At 72.6% G+C, this 20,995-nt stretch carries 18 protein-coding genes; 8 read left to right on the top strand and 10 right to left on the bottom strand.

Going from position 1 to position 20,995, the window contains the following annotated elements; genetic code table 11:
• Positions 1 to 56: 56 nt before the first annotated feature.
• Genes ACULK2_RS02180 through ACULK2_RS02170 form a run of 3 tightly spaced genes read left to right on the top strand, consistent with a single transcriptional unit; the run spans position 57 to position 3,017 of the window.
• Complete coding sequence (locus tag ACULK2_RS02180) at positions 57 to 1,775, top strand: sensor histidine kinase (RefSeq protein ID WP_445970031.1); 1,719 nt, start codon at positions 57 to 59, stop codon at positions 1,773 to 1,775.
• Positions 1,772 to 2,413 carry a response regulator transcription factor gene (locus ACULK2_RS02175; RefSeq protein WP_445970032.1) on the top strand — a complete coding sequence of 214 codons (642 nt, stop codon included), beginning with the start codon at positions 1,772 to 1,774 and terminating at the stop codon, positions 2,411 to 2,413. The genes ACULK2_RS02180 and ACULK2_RS02175 overlap by 4 nt, the downstream gene beginning before the upstream one ends.
• Before the next feature lie 34 nt (positions 2,414 to 2,447).
• Positions 2,448 to 3,017: a GIY-YIG nuclease family protein gene (locus ACULK2_RS02170; RefSeq protein WP_445970033.1), complete on the top strand. Its 570-nt coding sequence runs from the start codon at positions 2,448 to 2,450 to the stop codon at positions 3,015 to 3,017.
• Positions 3,018 to 3,129: 112 nt separating this feature from the next.
• On the opposite strand, the gene ACULK2_RS02165 is transcribed toward ACULK2_RS02170, so the two are convergent.
• Positions 3,130 to 5,103: a DEAD/DEAH box helicase gene (locus ACULK2_RS02165; RefSeq protein WP_445970034.1), complete on the bottom strand. Its 1,974-nt coding sequence runs from the start codon at positions 5,101 to 5,103 to the stop codon at positions 3,130 to 3,132.
• A gap of 66 nt (positions 5,104 to 5,169) precedes the next feature.
• The gene (locus ACULK2_RS02160; protein ID WP_445970035.1) at positions 5,170 to 6,141 is read right to left on the bottom strand and encodes an aldo/keto reductase; all 972 of its coding nucleotides are present in this window, start codon (positions 6,139 to 6,141) and stop codon (positions 5,170 to 5,172) included.
• A gap of 105 nt (positions 6,142 to 6,246) precedes the next feature.
• Between ACULK2_RS02160 and ACULK2_RS02155 the strand changes: the two genes are divergently transcribed.
• A complete protein-coding gene (locus ACULK2_RS02155; protein WP_445970036.1) occupies positions 6,247 to 6,957 on the top strand; it encodes a hypothetical protein in 711 nt (236 codons plus the stop codon).
• Between the two features lie 15 nt (positions 6,958 to 6,972).
• On the opposite strand, the gene ACULK2_RS02150 is transcribed toward ACULK2_RS02155, so the two are convergent.
• The 6 genes from ACULK2_RS02150 to ACULK2_RS02125 are packed head-to-tail and all read right to left on the bottom strand — an operon-like array spanning position 6,973 to position 14,496.
• On the bottom strand, positions 6,973 to 7,668 hold the full coding sequence (locus ACULK2_RS02150; protein WP_445970037.1) for a histidine phosphatase family protein: 696 nt from the start codon (positions 7,666 to 7,668) through the stop codon (positions 6,973 to 6,975).
• A complete protein-coding gene (locus ACULK2_RS02145; protein WP_445970038.1) occupies positions 7,665 to 9,344 on the bottom strand; it encodes a dipeptide ABC transporter ATP-binding protein in 1,680 nt (559 codons plus the stop codon). Before ACULK2_RS02145 ends, ACULK2_RS02150 begins: the two co-directional genes overlap by 4 nt.
• The gene (locus ACULK2_RS02140) at positions 9,341 to 10,201 is read right to left on the bottom strand and encodes an ABC transporter permease (protein WP_445970039.1); all 861 of its coding nucleotides are present in this window, start codon (positions 10,199 to 10,201) and stop codon (positions 9,341 to 9,343) included. The genes ACULK2_RS02145 and ACULK2_RS02140 overlap by 4 nt, the downstream gene beginning before the upstream one ends.
• The gene (locus tag ACULK2_RS02135; protein ID WP_445970040.1) at positions 10,198 to 11,154 is read right to left on the bottom strand and encodes an ABC transporter permease; all 957 of its coding nucleotides are present in this window, start codon (positions 11,152 to 11,154) and stop codon (positions 10,198 to 10,200) included. Before ACULK2_RS02135 ends, ACULK2_RS02140 begins: the two co-directional genes overlap by 4 nt.
• A gap of 7 nt (positions 11,155 to 11,161) precedes the next feature.
• Positions 11,162 to 12,820 carry an ABC transporter substrate-binding protein gene (locus ACULK2_RS02130; RefSeq protein WP_445970041.1) on the bottom strand — a complete coding sequence of 553 codons (1,659 nt, stop codon included), beginning with the start codon at positions 12,818 to 12,820 and terminating at the stop codon, positions 11,162 to 11,164.
• A 14-nt stretch (positions 12,821 to 12,834) separates the two neighbouring features.
• Positions 12,835 to 14,496, bottom strand: coding sequence for an amidohydrolase (locus ACULK2_RS02125; protein ID WP_445970042.1), 1,662 nt, complete (start codon positions 14,494 to 14,496; stop codon positions 12,835 to 12,837).
• A 195-nt stretch (positions 14,497 to 14,691) separates the two neighbouring features.
• Here ACULK2_RS02125 and ACULK2_RS02120 point away from each other — a divergent pair, with 195 nt between their 5' ends.
• Both ACULK2_RS02120 and ACULK2_RS02115 read left to right on the top strand, forming a co-directional pair.
• A complete protein-coding gene (locus ACULK2_RS02120; RefSeq protein ID WP_445970043.1) occupies positions 14,692 to 15,393 on the top strand; it encodes a TetR/AcrR family transcriptional regulator in 702 nt (233 codons plus the stop codon).
• Between the two features lie 141 nt (positions 15,394 to 15,534).
• Positions 15,535 to 15,822 carry an iron-sulfur cluster assembly accessory protein gene (locus tag ACULK2_RS02115; protein WP_445970044.1) on the top strand — a complete coding sequence of 96 codons (288 nt, stop codon included), beginning with the start codon at positions 15,535 to 15,537 and terminating at the stop codon, positions 15,820 to 15,822.
• A gap of 141 nt (positions 15,823 to 15,963) precedes the next feature.
• Here the strand turns inward: ACULK2_RS02115 and ACULK2_RS02110 are convergent, their stop codons facing one another.
• Together ACULK2_RS02110 and ACULK2_RS02105 are read right to left on the bottom strand one after the other, a co-directional pair.
• The gene (locus tag ACULK2_RS02110; protein WP_445970045.1) at positions 15,964 to 16,881 is read right to left on the bottom strand and encodes an alpha/beta fold hydrolase; all 918 of its coding nucleotides are present in this window, start codon (positions 16,879 to 16,881) and stop codon (positions 15,964 to 15,966) included.
• A gap of 88 nt (positions 16,882 to 16,969) precedes the next feature.
• On the bottom strand, positions 16,970 to 18,361 hold the full coding sequence (locus tag ACULK2_RS02105) for an MFS transporter (protein WP_445970102.1): 1,392 nt from the start codon (positions 18,359 to 18,361) through the stop codon (positions 16,970 to 16,972).
• A gap of 258 nt (positions 18,362 to 18,619) precedes the next feature.
• Between ACULK2_RS02105 and ACULK2_RS02100 the strand changes: the two genes are divergently transcribed.
• Entirely contained in the window at positions 18,620 to 20,416 is a 1,797-nt protein-coding gene (locus ACULK2_RS02100; protein ID WP_445970046.1) for an acyl-CoA dehydrogenase, read from the top strand.
• A gap of 174 nt (positions 20,417 to 20,590) precedes the next feature.
• A complete protein-coding gene (locus ACULK2_RS02095; RefSeq protein WP_445970047.1) occupies positions 20,591 to 20,995 on the top strand; it encodes a group I truncated hemoglobin in 405 nt (134 codons plus the stop codon).

Here is a 20,995-nt window from a genome sequence, read left to right as displayed (position 1 = left end):
TCCCCGGCGACACGCCGAATGGTAGATTCGCAGCATCCGCCCGCCATGGAGGTGGCATGGAGCACACGGCGCCGCTGTCGTTCCCCGAGGGCCCGCGAGCCGATCTGGATCGCGCGCTGAGCGCCCTCGTCGAGCATGCGGAGGAGGTCATGCGCACGCAGGGGCGGCTCCGCGCCCTGCTGGACGCGACCCGGTCGATCGTCGGCGAGATCGAACTGGCCGAGGTGCTCCGGAGCATCGTCACCTCGGCGGTCGAGCTCGTCGATGCGCAGTACGGCGCGCTCGGCGTGCTCGCCCCGCAGGGCGGCCTCGAGGAGTTCGTGCACGTCGGGATGCCGGACGACGCGGTCCGGCGGATCGGCCACCTCCCCGAGGGGCGCGGCCTGCTCGGTGCGCTCATCGACCATCCCGACGCGATCCGGCTCGACGCGATCGGCGACGACTCGCGCTCGGTCGGATTCCCGCCGGGCCACCCGCCGATGGGTTCCTTCTTGGGCGTCCCCGTGCGCGTCCGCGACGAGGTCTTCGGCAACCTCTACCTCACGAACCGGCGCGGCGGCACCTTCAGCGACGAGGACGTCGAGCTCATCTCGGCGCTCGCGACCGCAGCCGGGCTCGCGGTCGACAACGCGCGCCGATACGCGGAGGCCCGCACGCGCGAGGCCTGGGCCGCGGCATCCGCGCAGGTCGTCTCCGCCCTGCTGACCTCCTCGTCCGAGGGAACGGCGGCGCTGCTCGCCGACGAGCTCGTCGACCGCGGCGCCGCCGACCGCGTCGCGATCCTCGTCGCCGACGGCGACACCTCGGTGCGTGTGCTCGAGGTGCGCGGCGTCGCCTCCGACGACTGCCTCGCCGGCAGCGTCATCGACGCGGGTCGCTCGCTCGCCGCGGTCGTCCTCGAGGGCGGCGAGACGCGCGCTGCGCCCGGCGGGCGGATCGAGCCGCCCGACGCGCTCGCCCTGCACCACGACGGCTCCTGCGGCCCCGTGCTCTTCACCGCGCTGCGCGCGGACGGCGCGCCGCGGGCGGTGATCGCCGCCGCCCGGCGCCCCGGCGCCCCGCACTTCACGCCCGCGGAGATGCGCATCGCGGAAGACCTGGCCGACCGGGTCTCGCTCGCCGGCGAACTCGCCGCGGCGCGCGAGGCGCAGCACCGCGGACTCCTCCTGGAGGACCGGGCGCGCATCGCGCGCGACCTGCACGACCACGTGGTGCAGCAGCTCTACGGCGCCGGGCTCGACCTCGAGGCGGCCGCCGCCGACGCGCCCGACGCCGTGGCCGAGCGGCTCGGCTCGGCGGTGGAGGCGATCGACGAGGCGATCTCGCAGGTGCGCACCATCGTCTTCGCGCTCACCCCGCAGGACGGCGGCGCGCCGACCCTGCGCCATCGCGTGCTCGACCTCGCGGGCTCGGCGTCGCGGCACCTCCCCCAGCCGGTCGCCGTCTCGTTCGCCGGGCCGGTCGACCTGCTCTCCGAGGGAGCGCTCGCCGACGAGCTCACCGCGTCGGTCAGGGAGCTGCTCTCGAATGCCGTGAAGCACTCGGGCGCGGCATCCGTCACCCTTTCGATCGTCGCGGCCGACGGACGCGTCGCGGCCGAAGTCGCGGACGACGGCCGGGGCCTCGGCGAGTCGACGCGGCGCAGCGGGCTCGAGAACCTCAGGGTTCGGGCCGAACGGCTCGGCGGCGCGTTCGACCTCGACAGCAGCGCCGCCGGGACCCGGGCCCGGTGGTCCGCCCCGATCGCCCCCACGGAAGGAAACCCGCTGTCATGACCCGAGTGTTCCTGGTCGACGACCACGAGATCGTCCGGCGCGGCGTCGCGCAACTCCTCGATCGCGAGCACGACCTCGAGGTGGTCGGCGAGGCCGGCACCGTCGCGCAAGCGCTCGCGCGCATCGAGGCGACGCACCCGGACGTCGCCGTGCTCGACATGCGCCTGCCCGACGGCGACGGCATCGACCTCTGCCGCGAGCTGCGATCGCGGCATCCGGAGCTCGCCTGCCTCATCCTCACCGCGTACGACGACGACCAGGCGGCGATGTCGGCCGTGCTCGCCGGCGCCGCCGGGTACGTGCTGAAGAACGTGCGCGGGACCACCATCGTCGAGGACGTGCGGAAGGTGGCATCCGGCCGCTCGCTCATCGACCGCTCGATCGCGGCACGCGTCTCCCGGCAGGCCAAGGCCGACGAGCACGACGACCCGCGGTTCAGCGCTCTCAACCTGCGCGAGCGGCAGGTGCTCGCGCTCATCGCCGACGGCCTCACCAACCGGCAGATCGGCGAGCAGCTCGGGCTCGCCGAGAAGACCGTCAAGAACTACGTCTCGGGGCTGCTCTCGAAGCTCGGCTTCGAGCGTCGCACGCAGGCCGCGATCTACCAGATGGAGCGGCGCGCGCACGGGGACGCCTGACGGCCGCGTCGGCGGGTCGGCGTAGCCTGCGGGGGTGAGAGCGGATGCCGCGGCCTGCACGGCCGTCGACGAGCGCGGGCCGTGCCGGGCGACCGCAGAGCCCGGCGCGCCGCTCGCGCTGTGCACCGCGCACCTGCTCGCGGCGTACGACTGGGTCGCTCGCGAGCACGGCGTGACCGACCTGCTGCCCGCCGCCTGCCTCGTGTGCGGCTCGCGCATCGGCGTGCGGTACGCCTCCGGGTGGGCGTGCGCGGTCTGCGAGTGGCGGGTGGGCGAGGTGCCGGATGGCGAGTTGCCGCCGCCGCGCGTCGACGTCGTCTATTACGTCCGCTGGCGCGATCGCGTGAAGATCGGCACCTCGTCGAACCCGCGGCAGCGGCTCGCGGTCATCCCCCACGACGAGGTCCTCGCGTTCGAGCGCGGCGGCCGAACGCTCGAGCACCGGCGCCACGCCGAGTTCGCGGCATCCCGCTGGCCGGGCGGCGAGTGGTTCCGGCTCGACGAGCCGATCGTGCGGCACGTCGCCGAGCTCTCCGCCGGTGTCGCCGACCCGTGGGACCGCTACGAGCGCTGGCGCAGCGAGGAACTCGCCCGCCGCACCTGACCCGTCATCGGCACCGAGCGGCCGCCCGCGACCGCCGGCCGCGCAACCTCGTGCATGAGGATCCGTCCCATGCGTCCCTCGCGGGTGCCATCGGGAGGATCCTCATGCGTCCTCAGGACTTGCCGTGGCGCGGCTTCCGGGGCTTGCGGTCGCCGTCGGTCCGTCGGTCGCCGTCGTACCCGTGACCGCCGCCCTGCGCGCGGTCGCCGTCGGTGCGGCGATCCCGGTCGTACCCGCGATCCCGGTCGTACCCTCGGCCGCCGCCCTGCCCGCGGTCCCGGTCGTACCCGCGGCCGCCGCCGCCCTGACCGCGATCGCGGTCGTACCCACGGCCGCCGCCGCCGCGGCGGTCGTCGTACTGGCGGCGCGGCCGCCCGCCGGTGTCGAGGCGCAGGTCGATGAGCCGCCCGGAGATGCGCGTGTCGGCGAGCCGCTGGAACACGTCGGCCGGCAGGTTCGCGGGCAGCTCGACGAGCGAGAAGTCGGCCTGGATGCGGATGGCGCCGAAGTCGTCGCGCGCGAGTCCGCCCTCGTTCGCGAGCGCGCCCACGATCTGGCCGGGCATCACGCGGTGGCGCTTGCCGACGTCGAGGCGATAGGTCGCCATGCCCTCGCGCGGGCGCCGATCGTGCCGGCCCCGGTCGTCGCGGTCGTACCCGTCGCGGCCGCCTCGGTCGTCGCGGTCGAAGCGGTCTCGGCCGCGCTCGCGCGGTGCGGGCTCCGGCTCGGCCTCCATGAGCAGCGGCGAATCGCCCTGCGCGACGACGGCGAGGGCCGCGGCGACATCCGACTCGGGCACGTCGTGGTGGCGCACGTAGTGGTCGATGATGTCGCGGAAGCCGCTCACGCGGTCGGTCTGCTCGAGCGCGGCCGAGATGCGGTCGTCGAACCGGGCGAGCCGCGACTCGTTGATCTCGTCGACGCTCGGCAGCTGCATGGGCGTCATCTGCTGCTTGGTGGTGCGCTCGATGCGGTTCAGCAGGCCGCGCTCGCGCGGCGTGACGAAGCTGATCGCGTCGCCCGTGCGACCGGCGCGGCCGGTGCGCCCGATGCGGTGCACGTACGGCTCGGGGTCGGTCGGGATGTCGTAGTTCACGACGTGCGTGATGCGCTCGACGTCGAGTCCACGGGCCGCGACATCCGTCGCCACGACGATGTCGAGCTTGCCCGACTTGAGCGCCTCGACCGTGCGCTCGCGCTGCACCTGGGCCATGTCGCCGTTGATGGCGGCGGCCTCGTAGCCGCGCGCGCGGAGCTTCTCGGCGAGTTCCTCGGTCGCGTTCTTGGTGCGGACGAAGATGATGACGCCCTGGAAGTCCTCGACCTCGAGGATGCGGGTGAGCGCGTCGACCTTGCGCGCGTGGGCGACGACGAGCACGCGCTGGGTGATGTTCGCCGAGGTCTGCGTCTTCGTCTTGACCGTGATCTGCTCGGGGTCGCGCAGGTACTGCTCCGACATGCGGCGGATCGCCGCGGGCATGGTCGCCGAGAACAGTGCGACCTGCTTCTCCTCCGGGGTGTCGGCGAGGATCGTCTCGACGTCCTCCGCGAAGCCCATCTTCAGCATCTCGTCGGCCTCGTCGAGCACGAGGTACTTGAGGCCCGACAGGTCGAGCGTGCCCTTGTCGAGGTGGTCGATCACGCGGCCGGGCGTGCCGACGACGATGTGCACGCCGCGCCGCAGCGCCGAGAGCTGCACGCCGTAGCCCTGGCCGCCGTAGACGGGCAGGATGTGCAGGTCGGGCAGGTGCGCGGCGTACTTCTCGAACGCCTCGCAGACCTGGAGCGCGAGCTCGCGGGTCGGGGCCAGCACGAGCGCCTGCGGGCTGCGGTCGGAGGTGTCGAGTCGCGCGAGGATCGGCAGCGCGAACGCGGCGGTCTTGCCGGTGCCGGTCTGCGCGAGGCCGACGACGTCGCGCCCCTCGAGCAGCGTCGGGATCGTCGCGGCCTGGATGGCTGAGGGCGTCTCGTAGCCGACGTCGTCGAGCGCCTCGAGCACCGCCCCCTCGAGTCCGAGATCGGCGAAGGTGGGCGTCGTGGGCTCCTCCGGAGCCTCGGCCTCGGTGGAGATGTCGTCGGAAGTCACATTTCAGGGTAGACCTCGGCCCTGTGCAACCGCCCCATGCGGTGACGGATGCCGCGTCGGCGCGCCCTACGCCCAGGCGCGTGCGCCGCGCGCGGCCCAGTACGCGGCCGGGTCCTCGGCGAGCGCGCCGAGCGGGGCCGGCCCCGAGGCATCCGCCGACGCACCCGGCGCGCGCGAAGCGAGGTTCGCGTCGAGCTGCTCGACCGTGACCGCACCCGAGAGCACGACGTCGGCCCACGGCTGGGCGCGCGCGGCGCCGATCGCGAGCGCGTCGAGCGGCTGCCCGTCGGCCGTGGCGAGCGCGGCGGCATCCGCCTCATCGCCGGCGGGGGTCAGCCGGCCGTTCGCGACGGCCTCCTTCACGACCACGAACCAGCCCGCCTCGTGCGCCCGAGCGAGCGCCGGCCCGGCCGAGGGTTCGAGGAGGTTCCACGTCGCCTGCACGGTGGCGAACGGCGAGTCGGGCAGCTCGCGCGCGGCGTCGAGCGCGTCGGCCTGGTGCGGTCCGCTCGTCGAGACGCCGACGGCGACGCCGGATGCCGCGAGCTCGCGCAGCCGGTCGAGGAGCGCCTCGTCGGCGAGCGCGGGGCTGTCCGGGGTGAGCGAGTGCACGAGGTAGCGGTCGGGCCGGCCGCCGAGGGCGGCGAGGGTCTCGGGCCACTGGCGCTCGAGCATGGCGAGCGAGTGCTCCTTGCGTTCGTGCACGTCGGCGTCCATGCGCCATCCGCCCACGTACGCATAGCCCCATTTCGACTCGATCGCGAGCTCGGCGCGACGCTCGGGGTGCGCGGCGAGCCACGACCCGAGGAACTGCTCGGCCCGCCCGTACGACCGGGCGGCGTCGACGAAGCGGATGCCGCGCTCCCATGCCGCGTCGAGCAGCGCGTGTGCGCGCTCGCGCATGGCCTCGACGCTGCGGTCGCCGCCGAGCGAGGCGTCGCGGCCCGCGGTGATGTAGGCGGGGCGGCCGAGCGCGGCGAGGCCGAGGCCGAGCGGCGCGAGCCGCGGCGCCGTATCGGTGATCGGGCGTTCCTCCACGCTGCGTGAGCCTACGCGGCCGCTCCGGGCCGCGCACGCGCGGGGAGTACGCTCATCGGGGGTCGGGACGAGAAGCGTCGGACGACACGGAAGCGGAGGCCGGGCGTGAGCCGAGGGAGCGAGCAGCGGCAGGTGACGATCGACCGGCTGACGCGCGCAGCGCGCGTCGCGCTCGGCTCGGGGCGTGCGCTCGACGACCGGCTCATCGCCGACATCTGCGAGCAGAACGGCGTGCATCCGACGGCGTTCCGCCGGTTCTTCCCGACGGATGACGCCCTGCTCGACGCCGTCAACGAGCAGCTCGTGCACGACTGCGTGAGCCGCCTGCGCTCGGCGGTCGACGCCTTCGACGCGGTCTCGATCCCGGGCGCCGAGGTCGGCGGAGAGCCCGGGGCCGGCACCGAGGTCGACGGCGACGCCGAGGCATCCGAGGCGACCCCCGACCCCGTCGAGATCGCGGCCCGCATGCTCGCCGACTCCTGGCCGCTCGATCGCGGCGGCCTCATCATCCGCGCCCAGAGGCGCCTCCGCGCGCTGACCTCGCAGGCCGGCGGCGGTGACGCGGCGGCCGCCGCCGAGCGCTCGTTCGTCGAGCGGCTCGTGCCCGTGTTCGAGGACCTGATGGGCAAGCTCGACCGCCGGTTCACGTGGTCGTCGACGCTCGCCGTGCGCGTCGTGGTCGACACCTACGAGCGCTCGTTCGAGAGCTGGCTGCTCATGGGCAACCGCGAGGAGGACTTCGACGCCTCGCCGTACGCGACGCGCACCCTGCCCGTGCTGCTCCGCGGCACGAGCGAGCCGATCGGGCACGGCTGACGCCGACGGGCCCGATCAGCCGGCGACGCCTCGGCTCGCGTCGGTTGTCGCCCCGACGGCGAGGTCGTCCGCCGACTGGACGACCCATCCGCCGGCCGACCGCGACAGCACATTGAGCGCCCCGTTGCGGATGCCGCCCCGGAGCACACCGGGATCGGCGCCCAGGTGCCGGAGCACGAGCATGATGCCGATGCCACTCGAGACCACGAGGACGTCTCCGCCGCCCGCCCGCGATGCCGACCGCCACGCGTCGTCGAGCGCATGCAGCATCCGATCGAGCACGCCCGACGCGGACTCCGCCGGGAACCCGCGCTCGCGGCTGCGATCGGGGAGGCGTGCGAGCAGGTCGAGCGGTGCGACCTCCTCGTCGGATGCCGCGGCGAGCGCAGCCCACAGCTCGTCCTGCGGAGTCGCCTCGAATGCCCCGAACGCGATCTCCCGCAGCCGCGGGTCGGTCTCCGGGGCGAGGTCCGATCCCGCCGAGAACGCCGCGAGCGCCGCCGTCTCGCGATGACGCATCCCGTCGGCGGAGCGCACCGCGACGAGCCGGGCGCCCTCGTCGCGCAGCCGGCTGCCGAGGGAGACCGCGGCGACGCGACCGTCGTCGGTCAGCGGCGAGTCGGTCCAGCCCTGCACGCGGCCCAGCGCGTTCAGGAGGCTCTCGGCGTGGCGGACCAGCAGGACCCGGACGGACGCGGCGCCGGTCGTCACGATCCGCTCGCCGCGACGCCCGCTCCCACCGCCGCCGGCGCCGCCCCGAGCTCCCAGCGCGGTCGTGGCACCGAGTCGAGCAGCAACCGCGTGTAGGGGTGCGACGGCGAACGCAGGATGTCGGCGGTCCGCCCGCGCTCGACGATCTCGCCGCGCTGCATCACGACGGCCTCCTCGCAGACGCGCCGGACGACCGCCAGGTCGTGGCTGATGAACAGCACCGTGAGCCCGCGCTCGGCACGGACCCGATCGACGAGGTCGAGGACCTGTGCCTGCACCGAGACGTCGAGTGCGCTGGTCGCCTCGTCCAGCACGAGCAGGTCCGGCTCGATCGCGAGCGCCCGGGCGATCGCGACGCGCTGGCGCTGTCCGCCGGACAGGGTCCGCGGTCGCGCGGCCGCGTGGCGCTCGCCGAGCCCGACCTGATCGAGCAGGTCGATCACCCGGCCCCGTGCCTCGCCGGCACCGAGGCGGGTGTGCAGGCGCAGCGCGTCCTCGATCGCGCGACCGGCGGTGATGCGCGGATCGAGCGACAGGTACGGGTCCTGGAAGACCATCTGCACCGACCTCGCGTGCGCGAGGCGTTCGACGCGCGTGCGCGGGGCGTGCGTGCGCTCGCGCCCGTCGATCCGGATGTCACCGGCATCCGCCTGCTCGAGGCCGACGATCATGCGCGCGAGCGTGGACTTGCCCGAGCCGGATTCGCCGACCACGCCGAGCGCGCCGCCGCGCGGGATCGCGATCGTCGCATCGATCACGGCCCGGACGGGCGTCCGACCCCTCGGGTGGTACGCCTTCGCGAGCGAATCGACGGCGAGCATGGGCTCGTCGGCGGATGCCGCGGGGGCGCCGTGCTCGACCCCGCCGCCCGCGGCATCCGTCGTCGGTTCCGTGGTCGCGGCGGACTCGATGGTCGGCGTCGCCGCGACGAGCCGCCTGGTGTACTCGGCCTGCGGATGGCCCAGCACCCGGCGCGCGTCGCCGCGCTCCTCCACGCGACCGTCGCTCATGACGACGATCCGGTCGCACAGCGACGCCGCGAGCGTGAGGTCGTGCGTGATGAAGAGCATGCCCATGCCGCGGCGCTCTCGCTGTTCCGCGAGCACGCCGAGGATCTCGGCCTGCGTCGTCACGTCGAGCGCGGTCGTCGGCTCGTCGCAGATCAACAGGCGCGGGGAGCCCATGAGGGCGCCCGCGATCATGACGCGCTGCAGCATCCCGCCCGAGAGTTCGTGCGGGTGCTGGCGCAGGTGCTCCTCGGGCCGCGGCATCCGCACCGCGTCGAGCAGTTCGATCGCGCGCGACCGTGCCTCCCCGGCGGGCCTGCCGTCGGCGATGCGCATCGACTCGGTGAGGTGGTCGCCGATCGTGCGCATGGGGTTGATCCCGGCGCGCGGATCCTGGAACACCATGGCCGCGCTGCGGCGGCGGAGTTCGCGCAGCGCGCGGGCGGAGGAGCCGAGGACCTCGTGGCCGTCGAGGCGCACGGATCCTCCGGTCGCCGCCCGTTCCGGGAACAGGCCGATCGCCGATCGCGCGGTCAGCGACTTCCCGGAGCCCGACTCGCCGACGAGGCCGACCGTCTCGCCCTTCGCGACGCTGAGCGAGATGCCGTCGAGCAGTCGCGTCCCGTCCGCGAGGTCGAGCGTGAGCTCGTGGATGTCGAGGAGCGTCATGCGGGGATCCCCCCTCCGATGCGGTCGGAGAGCTCCTCGCCGATCACGTTCACGGCGACGACGACGATGACGACGGCGACCGCCGGCACGAGCGCGGGCAGGAAGTGGCCGCCGATGAGGCCGGCCTGGGCCTCGTTGATCATGGCGCCCCAATCCGCCGTGGGGGCCTGCACGCCGAGGCCGAGGAAGGACAGCGCCGCGAGTTCGGCGAGTACGTACCCGAAGTTGAGCGTCGACTGGGCGCCGACGATCGGCGTGACGTTCGGCAGCACGCGGCGGAACGCGATCCACGGCCCGCCGAAGCCCTGCACGCGGTACGCGGCGACGTACGGCCGGCTGCGCTCGGCGGCGACGAGCGACCGGGTGAGTCGCGCCACGAACGGGGCGTACGCGATGCTCATCGCGATCACGGGCGCGACGAGGCCCTTGCCGAAGAGCGCGACCGCCATGATCGCGATGAGCAGCGACGGGAAGGCGAAGATGACGTCGAAGATCCTCCCGAGAACGGCGTCGAGCCATCCGCCGCGCCATCCGGCGAGGAGCCCGAGCAGGATGCCGAGGACGGTCGACGAGACGACGACGAGCAGGGGTCCGAGCAGTGCGGTGCGGGCGCCGTAGACCATCCGGCTCAGGATGTCGCGGCCGAGGCCGTCGGTTCCGAGCCAGTGCGCGGGCGAGGGCGGCGCGTAGAACGCGGAGAGATCGACCGCGTCAGGATCGTACGGCGCGATGAGCGGTGCGAGCGCCGCAGCGAGCGTCATCGCGACGAGCACGCCGACGCTCACGAGGAACGTCGTCGTGGCCCGTCGCGCGCGCGGCGCGCGCAGCACCTCGACGGCCATCGTTGGGGTGGTCATCTGGCACCAGCTCCTGCGGCGGATCGCGGGTCGATCCAGGGTTCGAGGACGTCGATGATCGCGTTCACCACGACGAACGCGGTGACCACGAGCAGGACGATCGCCTGCACGACGGGGAAGTCGAGCCGGTCGACGGACTGCACGAGCAGCGAGCCGATTCCGGCGAGTCCGAAGGCGGCCTCGACGATCGAGCTCGCGACGAGCAGTCCCGCGACCAGCAGGCCGGACACGGTGAGGATGGGCCCGACGGCGTTCCGGAAGACGTGCCGGCGGATCACGGTGCCGCGCCGGATGCCGCGGCTCACGGCGACCTCGACGTGCTCGCGGCCGAGCTGGTCGACCATCGACGACCGGGTGACCTTGCCGACGAGCACCACGAAGACGATGGCGAGCGCGACGGACGGGAGCACGAGGTGGTACACGGTGTCGAGGAATCCCTCGCCCGATCCGAACGTCGGGAACCAGCCGAGCTGCACGCCGAACACGGCGATGAGCACGACCGAGCCGACGAACGACGGGATGGCGCCGAGGACGGTGAGCCCGACGAGCGTGGCGCGATCCGCGATACGGCCGCGGTTCAGCGCGGCGACCACGCCGGCGGCGAGCCCGATGAGGGCGATGAGCGTGCCGGCCATGACGACGAGGGCGAGCGTCACCGGAAGCCGCTCGCCGATCACGACCGAGACATCCTGCCGGTACTGGAGGGAACGACCGAAGTCGCCCTGGACCATCCCGGCGAGCCAGTTCAGGTACTGCTGCCACGGCGGCAGGTCGAGCCCGTACTGGGCGGTCACCTCGGCGACGGCCTCGGGGCTCGGCGTGCGCCCGCGCAGGAGGAACCGCACGGGGTCGCCCGGCACCAGGAACCGGGAGAAGAAGACGAGCAGCGAGGCGAGGAAGAGCGTGAGCAGCAGCGCCCCGAGCTTGCCCGCGACGCGTCGCGCGGTGCTCATCGCGGGACTAGCGTGCACCAATGGTCGCCGCCCACGGGTAGTACAGGAACGCGATCGAGGGCGCGACGCCGGTGATGCGCTCTCCGAGGAACAGCGGCATCGGGCCGGTGAAGAGCGGCAGCCAGGGCAGCTCCTCGTTCGCGATGCGCTGCGCCTCGGCGGTCTTCTCGCTCCGCGCGGCCGGGTCGTCGATCGCGATGGCGGCGTTCACGGCGTCGGTGAACTCCGCGTTCTCCCACTCGCCGTAGTTGCTGAACTCGCCGGGGCGGAGCACACCGTACATCTCCAGCGGGTCGGGGCTCGAGAGGTACCAGACCGTGTAGAACAGGTCGACCCCCTCGCGTGCGGCCGGGTCGGAGAAGAGCGCGGTGTAGGCGTTCGGCGTGACCGTCTGGATCGTGGCCTTCAGCCCGATGGACTCGGCCGCCGCCGCCGTGGCCTGCGAGGTGACCGCGAAGTCCTGCCCGATCGGCGCGGTGGCGATGACGATCTCCTCGCCGGTCGCGCCCGCCTCCTCCACGAGCTGCGTCGCGGCCTCGACGTCGTACGGGTACTCCTCGAGCCCGTCGAACGCGGCCTGGAGCCCGGCGTCGCTCGCGCCGACCCAGACCGACTCCGTCGTGAGCGCGTTCGACACGTCGCCGATGCCGCCGCTGGCGGCGTCGATGATGCCGTCGCGATCGAGCGCCATCAGCAGGGCGCGGCGAACGCGGACGTCGCCGAGCGGCCCCTCGAGGTTCGAGACGATGAGGCTCGAGACCGCGGTGCTCATCCCGAAGTGCACGTCGCCGGCGCCCGACTCCTGCAGTTGCGGGATGGCGTCCATCGGGATCATCCAGCCGCCGTCGACCTCGCCCGACTTCAGCGCGTTGACGCGTGCGTTGGAATCGTTCATGAAGATGAACTCGACCTCACCGGACCTCGCGCGCAGCGAGTCGTCCCAGTAGTCGTCGTAGCGTTCGAGGGTGATCGACTCGCCCGACTTCCATTCGGCGAGGCTGAACGGCCCGGTGCAGTTCACGCCTCCGGTCGAGTTGCCGTACTCGGCCCCGCGCTCGGCGAGCGTCGCCGCCGACTCGACGACACCGGCAGAGCCGCCCATCGCGAGGTTGAACTGCGAATCGGGGACCGACTCGGTGACGGTGACCTGACGGTCGCCGGTCTGCTCGATCGACACGACGTTCTGGTACGCGGAGTACCAGGAGGACCCGACGGCCGGGTCGAGGTGACGCCGCATCGATGCGACGACGTCGGCCGCCGTGAGCGGCGTGCCGTCGTGGAAGGTGACGCCGTCGCGGATCGTGTAGACCCAGGTCGTCGGCGTCGGGTGCTCGACCGCCTCGGCGAGCCCGGGCGTGAGCGTGTAGTCGGGGTTCAGGCGCAGCAGCGACTCGCAGACGTTGGCGAGCACCTGGTTGTCGGCGTAGTCGAACGCGTAGGCGTAGTCGAGCGAGTACGGCTCGGCGTAGTTCACCCACGTGTAGGAGTCGATGTCGCCGGACGGCGCGGCCGTCGTGGTCGTGAGCTCCCAGTCGGTGCCGGCGTCGTCGGCCGGTTCCGGTGTCGTGCATGCGGCGAGGGCGAGTACTGCGCCGAGGCCGCCGGCGACGACGGCGATCGAGCGTCGACGCGGGCTGTGACGACGCGCGGCGGATGCGATGGACATGATGCTCCTCGGGTTCAGGCGGTGCGTGAGTGGGCGAGCTCGCCCTCGATCCACGTCGCGACCGCGGCGGAGCGGTGGATCTCGTCGACGGGGAGGGCGAAGGGATTCGGTTCGAGCACGACGAGGTTGGCGAGGTACCCCTCGCGGACGTGTCCCGTGTCGTGCTCGCGGTGGTTCACGTAGGCGGTACCGGACGTGTAGGCCGCCATGGCCGTCGGGAGATCGAGGCGCTGGTGCGCCCCGCCAAGCGGATCGGCGTCGATGCCCGGGGCGACGCGGTTCACGGCGACGTGGATCGCGGCGATCGGGTCGGCGCTCGAGACCGGCCAGTCGCTGCCGGCCGCGAGCCGCGCGCCGTTCCGGACGAAGTCGCCGAACGGGTAGTGACGCGCCTCGGCGCCGTCCTGGAGGAACGGCAGCGTGAGCTCGTCGATCTGGTCCTCGTGCGTGGCCCACAGCGCCTGGATGTTCGCGACGGCGTCGAGTTCGGCGAATCGCGCCGCCTCGCCCTCGTCGACGACCTGGACGTGGGCGAGGTGGTGGCGGCCGTCGGTCGCGCCGTTGACCGACCGGGCCGCCTCGATCGCGTCGAGCGCTTCGCGGACCGCTCGATCGCCGAGCGCGTGGAAGTGCACCTGGAATCCCGCCGCGTCGAGCGCCGTGACGATGTCGCGGAGCAGCTCGGGGTCGATGAACGACAGCCCCGAGTTGTCGGTGTCGTGGCCGTGCGCGTCGCGGTACGGGGTGAGCATCGCGGCGGTCTGGTTCTCGGCGACGCCGTCGACCATGATCTTCGTCGTGCCGAGCGTGAACCGATGCGGGGCGCCCAGCCCCGCGGCCTCGTCGCGTCGGCGGATCATCTCGTCGACCTGCTCGAGGCCGCCGGCGCGTTCCCACCACTGGGCGCCGACGACGTGCGCGCGAAGCGTGCCGTCGTGCACGGCGCGGCGGTAGACGGACGCGACGTCCTGCACTCCGCCGAGGCCGCTGCCCACCCAGGCGTCCTGCCATCCGGTGATGCCGAGCGCGATGAGCTCCTCTTGCGCACGCAGTAGGCCCGCGTACGCGAGGTCGGCGCCGATCGGCGGACGCACGTGGGCGAAGAGGTCGCTCGCCCCCTCGTGGAAAGTGCCGGCGGGCGTGCCGTCGGGCTCGCGCTCGATCCGGCCGTCCTCGGGATCGGGCGTCGTCGCATCCACGCCGGCCGCGCGGATCGCCGCGGTGTTCGCCCAGGTGCTGTGGTGGTCGCGGCTCATCACGACGACCGGGCGATCCGGGACCACCTCGTCGAGGAGTCCCCGGGTGGGCGCGCCGCCCGGGAAGTGGTCCATCGACCAGCCGCCGCCCTGGATCCACGCCTCGTCGGGATTCGCATCGGCGTAGGCCTTCACACGGGCGACCGCGTCGGCGGCATCCGTCGCGTCGGCGAGGTTGCACATGAGCAGCTCGACGCCGGCGCTGACGGGGTGCACGTGCGCGTCCTGGAAGCCGGGGGCGAGCAGCGCCCCTGCGAGGTCGACGACCCGGGTGCGCTCGCCGATGAACGCCGCGGCCTCGGCGTCGGGGACCACGGCGGTGATGCGATCGCCTGTGACCGCCACGGCGTGGTCGATGAGCGGTCGGCCGGTTCCCGTGAACACGGCCCCGCCGGTGAAGAGTACGTCAGCAGTCGGCAACGGCCGTCCCTCGCTTCCTCGTCGAACAGGGTGTCGCGGCGAGGCTAGCCCGCTTCCATCGCAGTTGTCAACGCTGTTGACAACACCGTTTCCATCATGCAGCATGGACGAGTCGCGCCCGCGGTGCGCGCTCACGAGGGCCGCAGGGGACGCGGGCGTGACACCATGAACGCGAGACCTGGCGAATGGAGTGGGATGACGACGACGGATCGCGCCGCGCGGTCGACTCGCACCGGCACCGCGAAGGAACCGCGGATCCGGCTCGATCCCGACCGGATCCTCGCGGCCGGCCTGGAGCTCGCGGCCGAGCCCGGCGTCGCGTCGATCTCCGTGCGGGAACTCGGCGTCCGGCTCGGCGCCGACCCGACCGCGATCTACCGGCACTTCCGCAGCAAGGAACACCTCATGCAGGCGCTCCTCGACGAGGTGATCCGCCGGAGCATCCTCGAGGTGACCGTCGATCCAGACGACTGGCAGGAGCGGATCCGCGAACTGGCCCGCGCGACGCTGCGCCTGTTCACGCGCTACCCCGCGGTCGGCGTCGAGGCGACCGTGCTCACGACCCATGGCCCGGGCGAACTCGACGCCGTGGAGTTCATGCTCGACGCCTTCGCGCGCGCGGGCCTCGAGGGCGACGACCTCGTCCGGCACTACGCGCTGCTCGCCTCGCACCTGCTCTCGAGCGCGGCGGGCATCGCGCGGGCCCGTGCCGAGCGCGGCGATCCGCCCGAGGGCGAGCCGAGCCCGTGGTTCGAGGGGCCGATCCTCGCCGATCCGCGGACCCACCCGCGGATCGCGTCCCTCAGCCGCGAGCTCGGCGCGCTCGAGGATGTCGACCTCTTCATGCTCGGCGTCGACGCGGTCATCCGGTCGGCGGAGCGCGCCGCCGGCGCCTGAGGCCCGCACTGCGGCATCCGCTCGACCGCCGTTCGACACGCGGGGGCGGGAGGGTACGCGACGAGCGAAACGCCCGCAGACGGGTGGCGGTCCTCCCTTCGATCTGGAATCGTGGCCGATTCGCGATCAGAGGAGGACGACATGCTCACACTGACCGATACCGCGGCCACCGTCGTGAAGGAGATCGTCGCCGGCAACGGCGCACCCGAGGGATCGGGGCTGCGCATCGAGGCCGAGGACCAGGCGGCCACCCAGTTCGGGGTGGCGATCACGCCGGCACCCGAGTCGGGTGACGCGATCGTCGAGAAGGCGGGTGCCCGCGTCTACCTCGGCGAGCGCGCGACCATCGCGCTCGACGACAAGACGCTCGACGCCAGCGTCGCGGAGGACGGACGCGTGTCCTTCGACATCCTGCCGCAGGCGCTCTGACGCCCGGCCCGCCGCCCGACGGCGGCGCAGGCGACGGGTCGGTCCCGCCGGACTCCGGTTCGGCGGGACCGACCCGTTCGCATGCCGGGACGCGCCCGGGCACCGCAGCCGGGTGACCGCATGTCGCGTGAGGGACCGGCGTTATTCCGCCGTTTCGTCCTTCGCCGCCGGATGGTGCACCCCGCGGTGGATCTCGACGACCCTCACGCCGCCCGTCCGCCCCGGATCGTCCGTGATCGACAGGTCGTCCATGAATCGCCGGATGAGGTGCGCCAGCGCCCGCGCGTGGCTGAAGTTGATCGCGTGCGCGGCGCCCTCGATCGTCACGGCGAGCACGTGGTTGTCGACCTGCCCGGCCACCTCCTGCACGCGAACGGGTCCCGGCATCAGCGGGTCTCGGTCGCCGAGGACGACGAGCGTCGGAAGCTCCAGCTCGAGCAGGCGCTGGAGCGAGGGGTACTGCGTCAGGGCGCGGAACAGCTTCAGCGTGCTCGGCACCCCGAACCGGGCGTAGTCCGGTACCGCGACGCCGGCCATCCGGACGGGCTCCCGAGTACCGTCGCGTGCGAGTTGCCCGATCGCCCGTGACAGGGGCCGGTTGAACGCGCCCCCCGCGGGCGACACGAGCACGGCCCGTTCGATGCGGTCCGGGAACCGGTTGGCGAACTCGAGGATGACCGGGCAGCCCATGGAGTTCCCGACGAGGGTCGCCTTCTCGACGCCTCGATCGTCGAGGAACCGGGCCGCCGCCTGCGCGAGGTCCGGAATGTCGAGCCCCTGAGGATGACGGCCGCTGCGACCGAATCCGGGAAGGTCGGGGACGAACGTGTGGAAGTCGCTCGCGAGCAGTTCGGCGGTCGGGAGGAGGTACCGGCCGGACATGCCGAATCCGTGGACGTGCATCATCACGCGCGCGTGCGGAGGCGGGTGCGGCGACTCCCGGTAGAAGACGTCGACGTCGTCGATGACCGTCCATCGTTCGACGAGGTGCGAGGCGGGCCGGCGCGGAGTCCGCCGTTCACGCCAGCGCTCCGCGGCGGCCGCGCTCGTCTTCGCCATCGACGCCCTCCCTCGTCGGGGCTCATCAGACCACGAACTCGGGCTCGGTCGGCGGGACCTCCGACCCACGGCGCCGATCGGCGCGTCGTCAGCTCGCGGGCGCCGCCGCCTCCTGCTCGGCGGGCCGGTGCTCGATGTCGTCGACGTGGGCGCTGGGCATCGCGACGGCGCCCGCGATCGTCGCGACCGCCGCGATCGCCACGCCGATGAAGACCGCCGCCGACGCGGACTGGATGGCCGCGGCCGAGTGCGCGCCGAGGCCCGACTCGCTGATCACGCCGTTGGCGACCGCGCCGAAGATCGCGACGCCGACGGCGCTGCCCATCGAGCGGAGGAACATGTTGGCCCCGGTCACGACGCCCCGCTCCGACCACGGCACCGACGACTGGGCGGCGATGAGCGTCGGCGAGGCGACGAGGCCGAGCCCGAGGCCGACGACGAAGCAGGCGAGCGCGGCCGTGATCGGGTTCGGCACGAACGTCGCGGCGACGAGTCCGACCGTGCCGAAGACGGCGATGCCGAGGCCGACGAACGCCGTGTTCCGGAACCCGATCCGCAGGAACAACCGGCCCGACTGCGAGGCCGAGATCGGCCAGCCGAGCGTGAGGGCCGCGACCGCGAGCCCCGAGATCAGCGGACTCGCCCCGGCCGAGATCTCCAGGAACGTCGGCACGTACGAGGTCAGCCCGATGAGCACGGCGCCGACGCCGAGCGAGATGAGCGAGGTCGTCACGATGAGCCGCCGCGAGAACAGCCAGAGCGGCAGCACGGGCTCGGCCGCGCGACGCTCGATGAGCACGAACACGACGAGCAGCACCGCGGCGACGGCGAACGCGCCGATGCTCTGCCACGAGGTCCACGCCCACGCCTGGCCGCCCTCGAGGATCGCGAGGATGAGCAGGGTGAGCCCGACCGTGAGCACCGCGGCCCCCGCGACATCCAGGCGGTGCTTCGTGCGCTCGACCTTCTCGTGGTAGTTCCGGATCAGCATCCACGCCGCGATGAGGCTCAGCGGGATGTTGATGAAGAAGATCCACCGCCAGGTGAGGAACTCGGCGAAGAGCCCGCCGAGCGAGGGTCCGATGACGGATGACGCGGCCCACACGCTCGCGATGTAGCCCTGCACTCGCGCGCGTTCCCGCACGGTGTAGATGTCGCCCGTGATCGTGATCGAGACCGGCAGCACGGCGCCCGCGCCGAGCCCCTGGATCGCGCGGAACACGATGAGCGAGGTCATGTCCCACGCGAAGCCGGCGAGGATCGAGCCGACGAGGAACGCGCCGATGCCGACCAGCATGATCGGCTTGCGGCCGACCGTGTCGGCGAGCTTGGCGTAGACCGGCACCGACACGGCCTGCGCGAGCAGATAGATCGAGAACAGCCACGGGAACTGCGCGAAGCCGCCGATGTCGGCCACGATCGACGGCACGGCCGTCGCGAGGATCGTCGCCTCGATCGCCACGAGCCCGGTGCACAGCATCAGCGCGGCGAGCACGGGCCCTCGTTCGGATCGCAGCCCCACTGCGGTCTGCTCGGTCACTCGTCCTCCTCGCCGGGCCGGCGCGCGGACGCGACCCCCTCAGGTCCAACGCAGGCGAGCGCCGGCCATTCCCGCGGGGAGGCGAACCGGCGCCTCGGATTGCCGGGTGCCACAAGCTCGGTACCGCTTCGGCCGACGCGGGTCGTCGATCGCGACAGAGTTCGGCGCGGGTCACGAACCGGCGTCTACAGTCCGAACATGACTGATTTCCGTCCGCCCGTCGCCGACCTCGCGTTCACCCTCACGCATGTCGTGGGCTACGACCGGGTCGCCGAGCTCCCGGGCTTCGAACACGCCGACCTCGAGATGGTCGGCGACATCCTCGAGGAGGTCGGCGGCTTCATGGCCGAGGTCGTCGCCCCCACGAATCGCGCCGGCGACCTGGAGGGTGCCCGCCTCAACGCCGACGGCACCGTCACCACGCCCACGGGCTTCCGCGAGGCGTACGCCGCGTACGTCGAGGCCGGCTGGGGCTCGGTCCCGCTGCCCGAGGCGTTCGGCGGCGGCGACTTCCCGCGCACCATCGGGCTCGCCATCCAGGAGCTGATGATGGAGGCCAACATGGCCTTCTCCCTCGCGCCGCTGCTCACGCAGGGCGCGATCGAGGCCCTGCTGCACTACGGCAGCGAGGAGCAGAAGCAGGCCTGGCTGCCGAAGATGGTGACCGGCGAGTGGGCCGGCACGATGAACCTCACCGAGCCGCACGCCGGCTCCGACGTGGGCGCCCTCACGACGAAGGCCGTGAAGCGGCCCGACGGCACCTACGGCATCACCGGCCAGAAGATCTACATCACGTTCGGCGACCACGACCTGAGCGACCAGATCGTGCACCTCGTCCTGGCCCGCACGCCCGACGCGCCCGCCGGCACCAAGGGCATCTCGTGCTTCATCGTGCCGAAGTTCCTCATGAACGACGACGGCTCGATCGGTGAGCGCAACGGCGTGCACACGCTCGGCGTCGAGCACAAGATGGGCATCCACGGCTCCCCCACCTGCGTGCTGTCGTACGAGGATGCCACGGGGTACCTCATCGGCGAGGAGAACCTCGGCATGCGCATCATGTTCGTGATGATGAACAGCGCGCGCCTGTCGGTGGGCACGCAGGGCCTCGCCGTGGCCGAGCGCGCGTACCAGCAGTCGCTCGGCTACGCCAGGGAGCGCATCCAGGGCCGCGCGATCGGCGCCACCGAGGACTCCGCCATCATCGACTTCCCCGACGTGCGACGCATGCTCATGACGCAGAAGGCGTACATCGCGGCGCTCCGCCGCATGATGCTCCTGAACGCCGTCCAGGTCGACATCTCCACCCACCACCCGGATGCCGCGACTCGCGCCCGCGCGGACGAGGTCGTGGGTCTCCTCACCCCGATCTGCAAGGCGTTCGGCACCGACCTCGGCAACGAGCTCACGTCGCTCGCGCTGCAGATCCACGGCGGCATGGGCTTCATCGAGGAGACCGGCGCCGCCCAGCACTACCGCGACGTGCGCATCGCCGCGATCTACGAGGGCACCAACGGCATCCAGGCCGCCGACCTCGTGGGCCGCAAGCTCGGCGTCCGTGGCGGCGCCTCGTTCCTGGAGTTCATCGCGTCGATGCGCGAGCTCGACGGCGAGCTCGCGGGCGCCGGCGAGGAGTTCGCCTCCATCCGCACCCAGCTGAACGCCGGTCTCGACGTGCTCGAGCAGACGACCGGCTGGATGCTCCGCACCGGCGCCGTCGACCCGAACTCGGCGCTCGCGGGCTCCAGCCCGTACCTGCGCATCTGGGGCCTCGTGGTCGGCGGCTGGCTGCTCGCGAAGTCCGCGCTGGCAGCTCGGGATCTCGACGGCGACGGCATCGCGGCGACGCAGCTGCCCCTCGCCCGGTTCTACGCGGAGCAGCTGCTCCCCGCGGCATCCGGGCTCGTCGGAGCGGCCACCGCCGGATCGCGCGACCTGTTCGCGCTCGACGCCGACGCGCTCGGCGACGTGGTGCGGCGCACGGCGCGCGTCTGACGCGGTCCCTTCACGGACGCGGACGGGCGGGCATTCCGCAGATGTGCCGGTGAGCAGATGTGCCGGTGAGCAGCCGTGCCGATGGCTCGTGGCCTGCAAGAAGTCTTTGATCTGAGGGATTCCGTTCTGCTAGGAAAGGGAAGTCCCCATCCCTACATCCGAACGGACACCCGAATGAGTTCCCTCGACCTGCAGACCGAACCCGAAGCCCAGAGCGACTACGCGGCCGTCGGAGGTGCACCCGCGGTCACCGCCGTCGTCAACCGGTTCTACGAGCTGGTGCTCGGCGACGACCGACTGCTGCATCACTTCGATGGCGTCGAGATGGTGCGTCTCAAGCGACACCAGGTCGCGCTCGTCTCGCAGGTCATGGGCGGGCCGGTCGCGTACGAGGGACGCGACCTGCGTGCGGCCCACGCGAACATGGGCATCACGGCCGAGGAGTTCGGCGCCGTCGCCGAGCACTTGATCGCCGCCCTGACCGAGGCCGGCGTGCCGTCCGAGATCGTCGAGCGCACCGTGACCGCGGTCGCCGCGACCCAGCCGGACATCGTCGAGGTCCAGGCGACGCAAGCGTAA

Source organism: Agromyces molybdatiresistens, from assembly GCF_052748445.2.
The sequence above is the reverse complement of the archived record's forward strand: the minus strand, read 5'-3'. Positions and strand labels throughout refer to the sequence as shown.

What these genes read in the sequence shown, in the direction of transcription:
- ACULK2_RS02100 (WP_445970046.1), top strand. Translation starts at nt 18,620, where the DNA reads ATGACTGATTTCCGTCCGCCCGTCGCCGACCTCGCGTTCACCCTCACG.
- ACULK2_RS02115 (WP_445970044.1), top strand. Translation starts at nt 15,535, where the DNA reads ATGCTCACACTGACCGATACCGCGGCCACCGTCGTGAAGGAGATCGTC.
- ACULK2_RS02095 (WP_445970047.1), top strand. Translation starts at nt 20,591, where the DNA reads ATGAGTTCCCTCGACCTGCAGACCGAACCCGAAGCCCAGAGCGACTAC.
- ACULK2_RS02175 (WP_445970032.1), top strand. Translation starts at nt 1,772, where the DNA reads ATGACCCGAGTGTTCCTGGTCGACGACCACGAGATCGTCCGGCGCGGC.
- ACULK2_RS02145 (WP_445970038.1), bottom strand. Translation starts at nt 9,344, where the DNA reads ATGACGCTCCTCGACATCCACGAGCTCACGCTCGACCTCGCGGACGGG.
- ACULK2_RS02105 (WP_445970102.1), bottom strand. Translation starts at nt 18,361, where the DNA reads ATGCTGTGCACCGGGCTCGTGGCGATCGAGGCGACGATCCTCGCGACG.
- ACULK2_RS02180 (WP_445970031.1), top strand. Translation starts at nt 57, where the DNA reads ATGGAGCACACGGCGCCGCTGTCGTTCCCCGAGGGCCCGCGAGCCGAT.
- ACULK2_RS02140 (WP_445970039.1), bottom strand. Translation starts at nt 10,201, where the DNA reads ATGACCACCCCAACGATGGCCGTCGAGGTGCTGCGCGCGCCGCGCGCG.
- ACULK2_RS02110 (WP_445970045.1), bottom strand. Translation starts at nt 16,881, where the DNA reads ATGGCGAAGACGAGCGCGGCCGCCGCGGAGCGCTGGCGTGAACGGCGG.
- ACULK2_RS02130 (WP_445970041.1), bottom strand. Translation starts at nt 12,820, where the DNA reads ATGTCCATCGCATCCGCCGCGCGTCGTCACAGCCCGCGTCGACGCTCG.
- ACULK2_RS02135 (WP_445970040.1), bottom strand. Translation starts at nt 11,154, where the DNA reads ATGAGCACCGCGCGACGCGTCGCGGGCAAGCTCGGGGCGCTGCTGCTC.
- ACULK2_RS02120 (WP_445970043.1), top strand. Translation starts at nt 14,692, where the DNA reads ATGACGACGACGGATCGCGCCGCGCGGTCGACTCGCACCGGCACCGCG.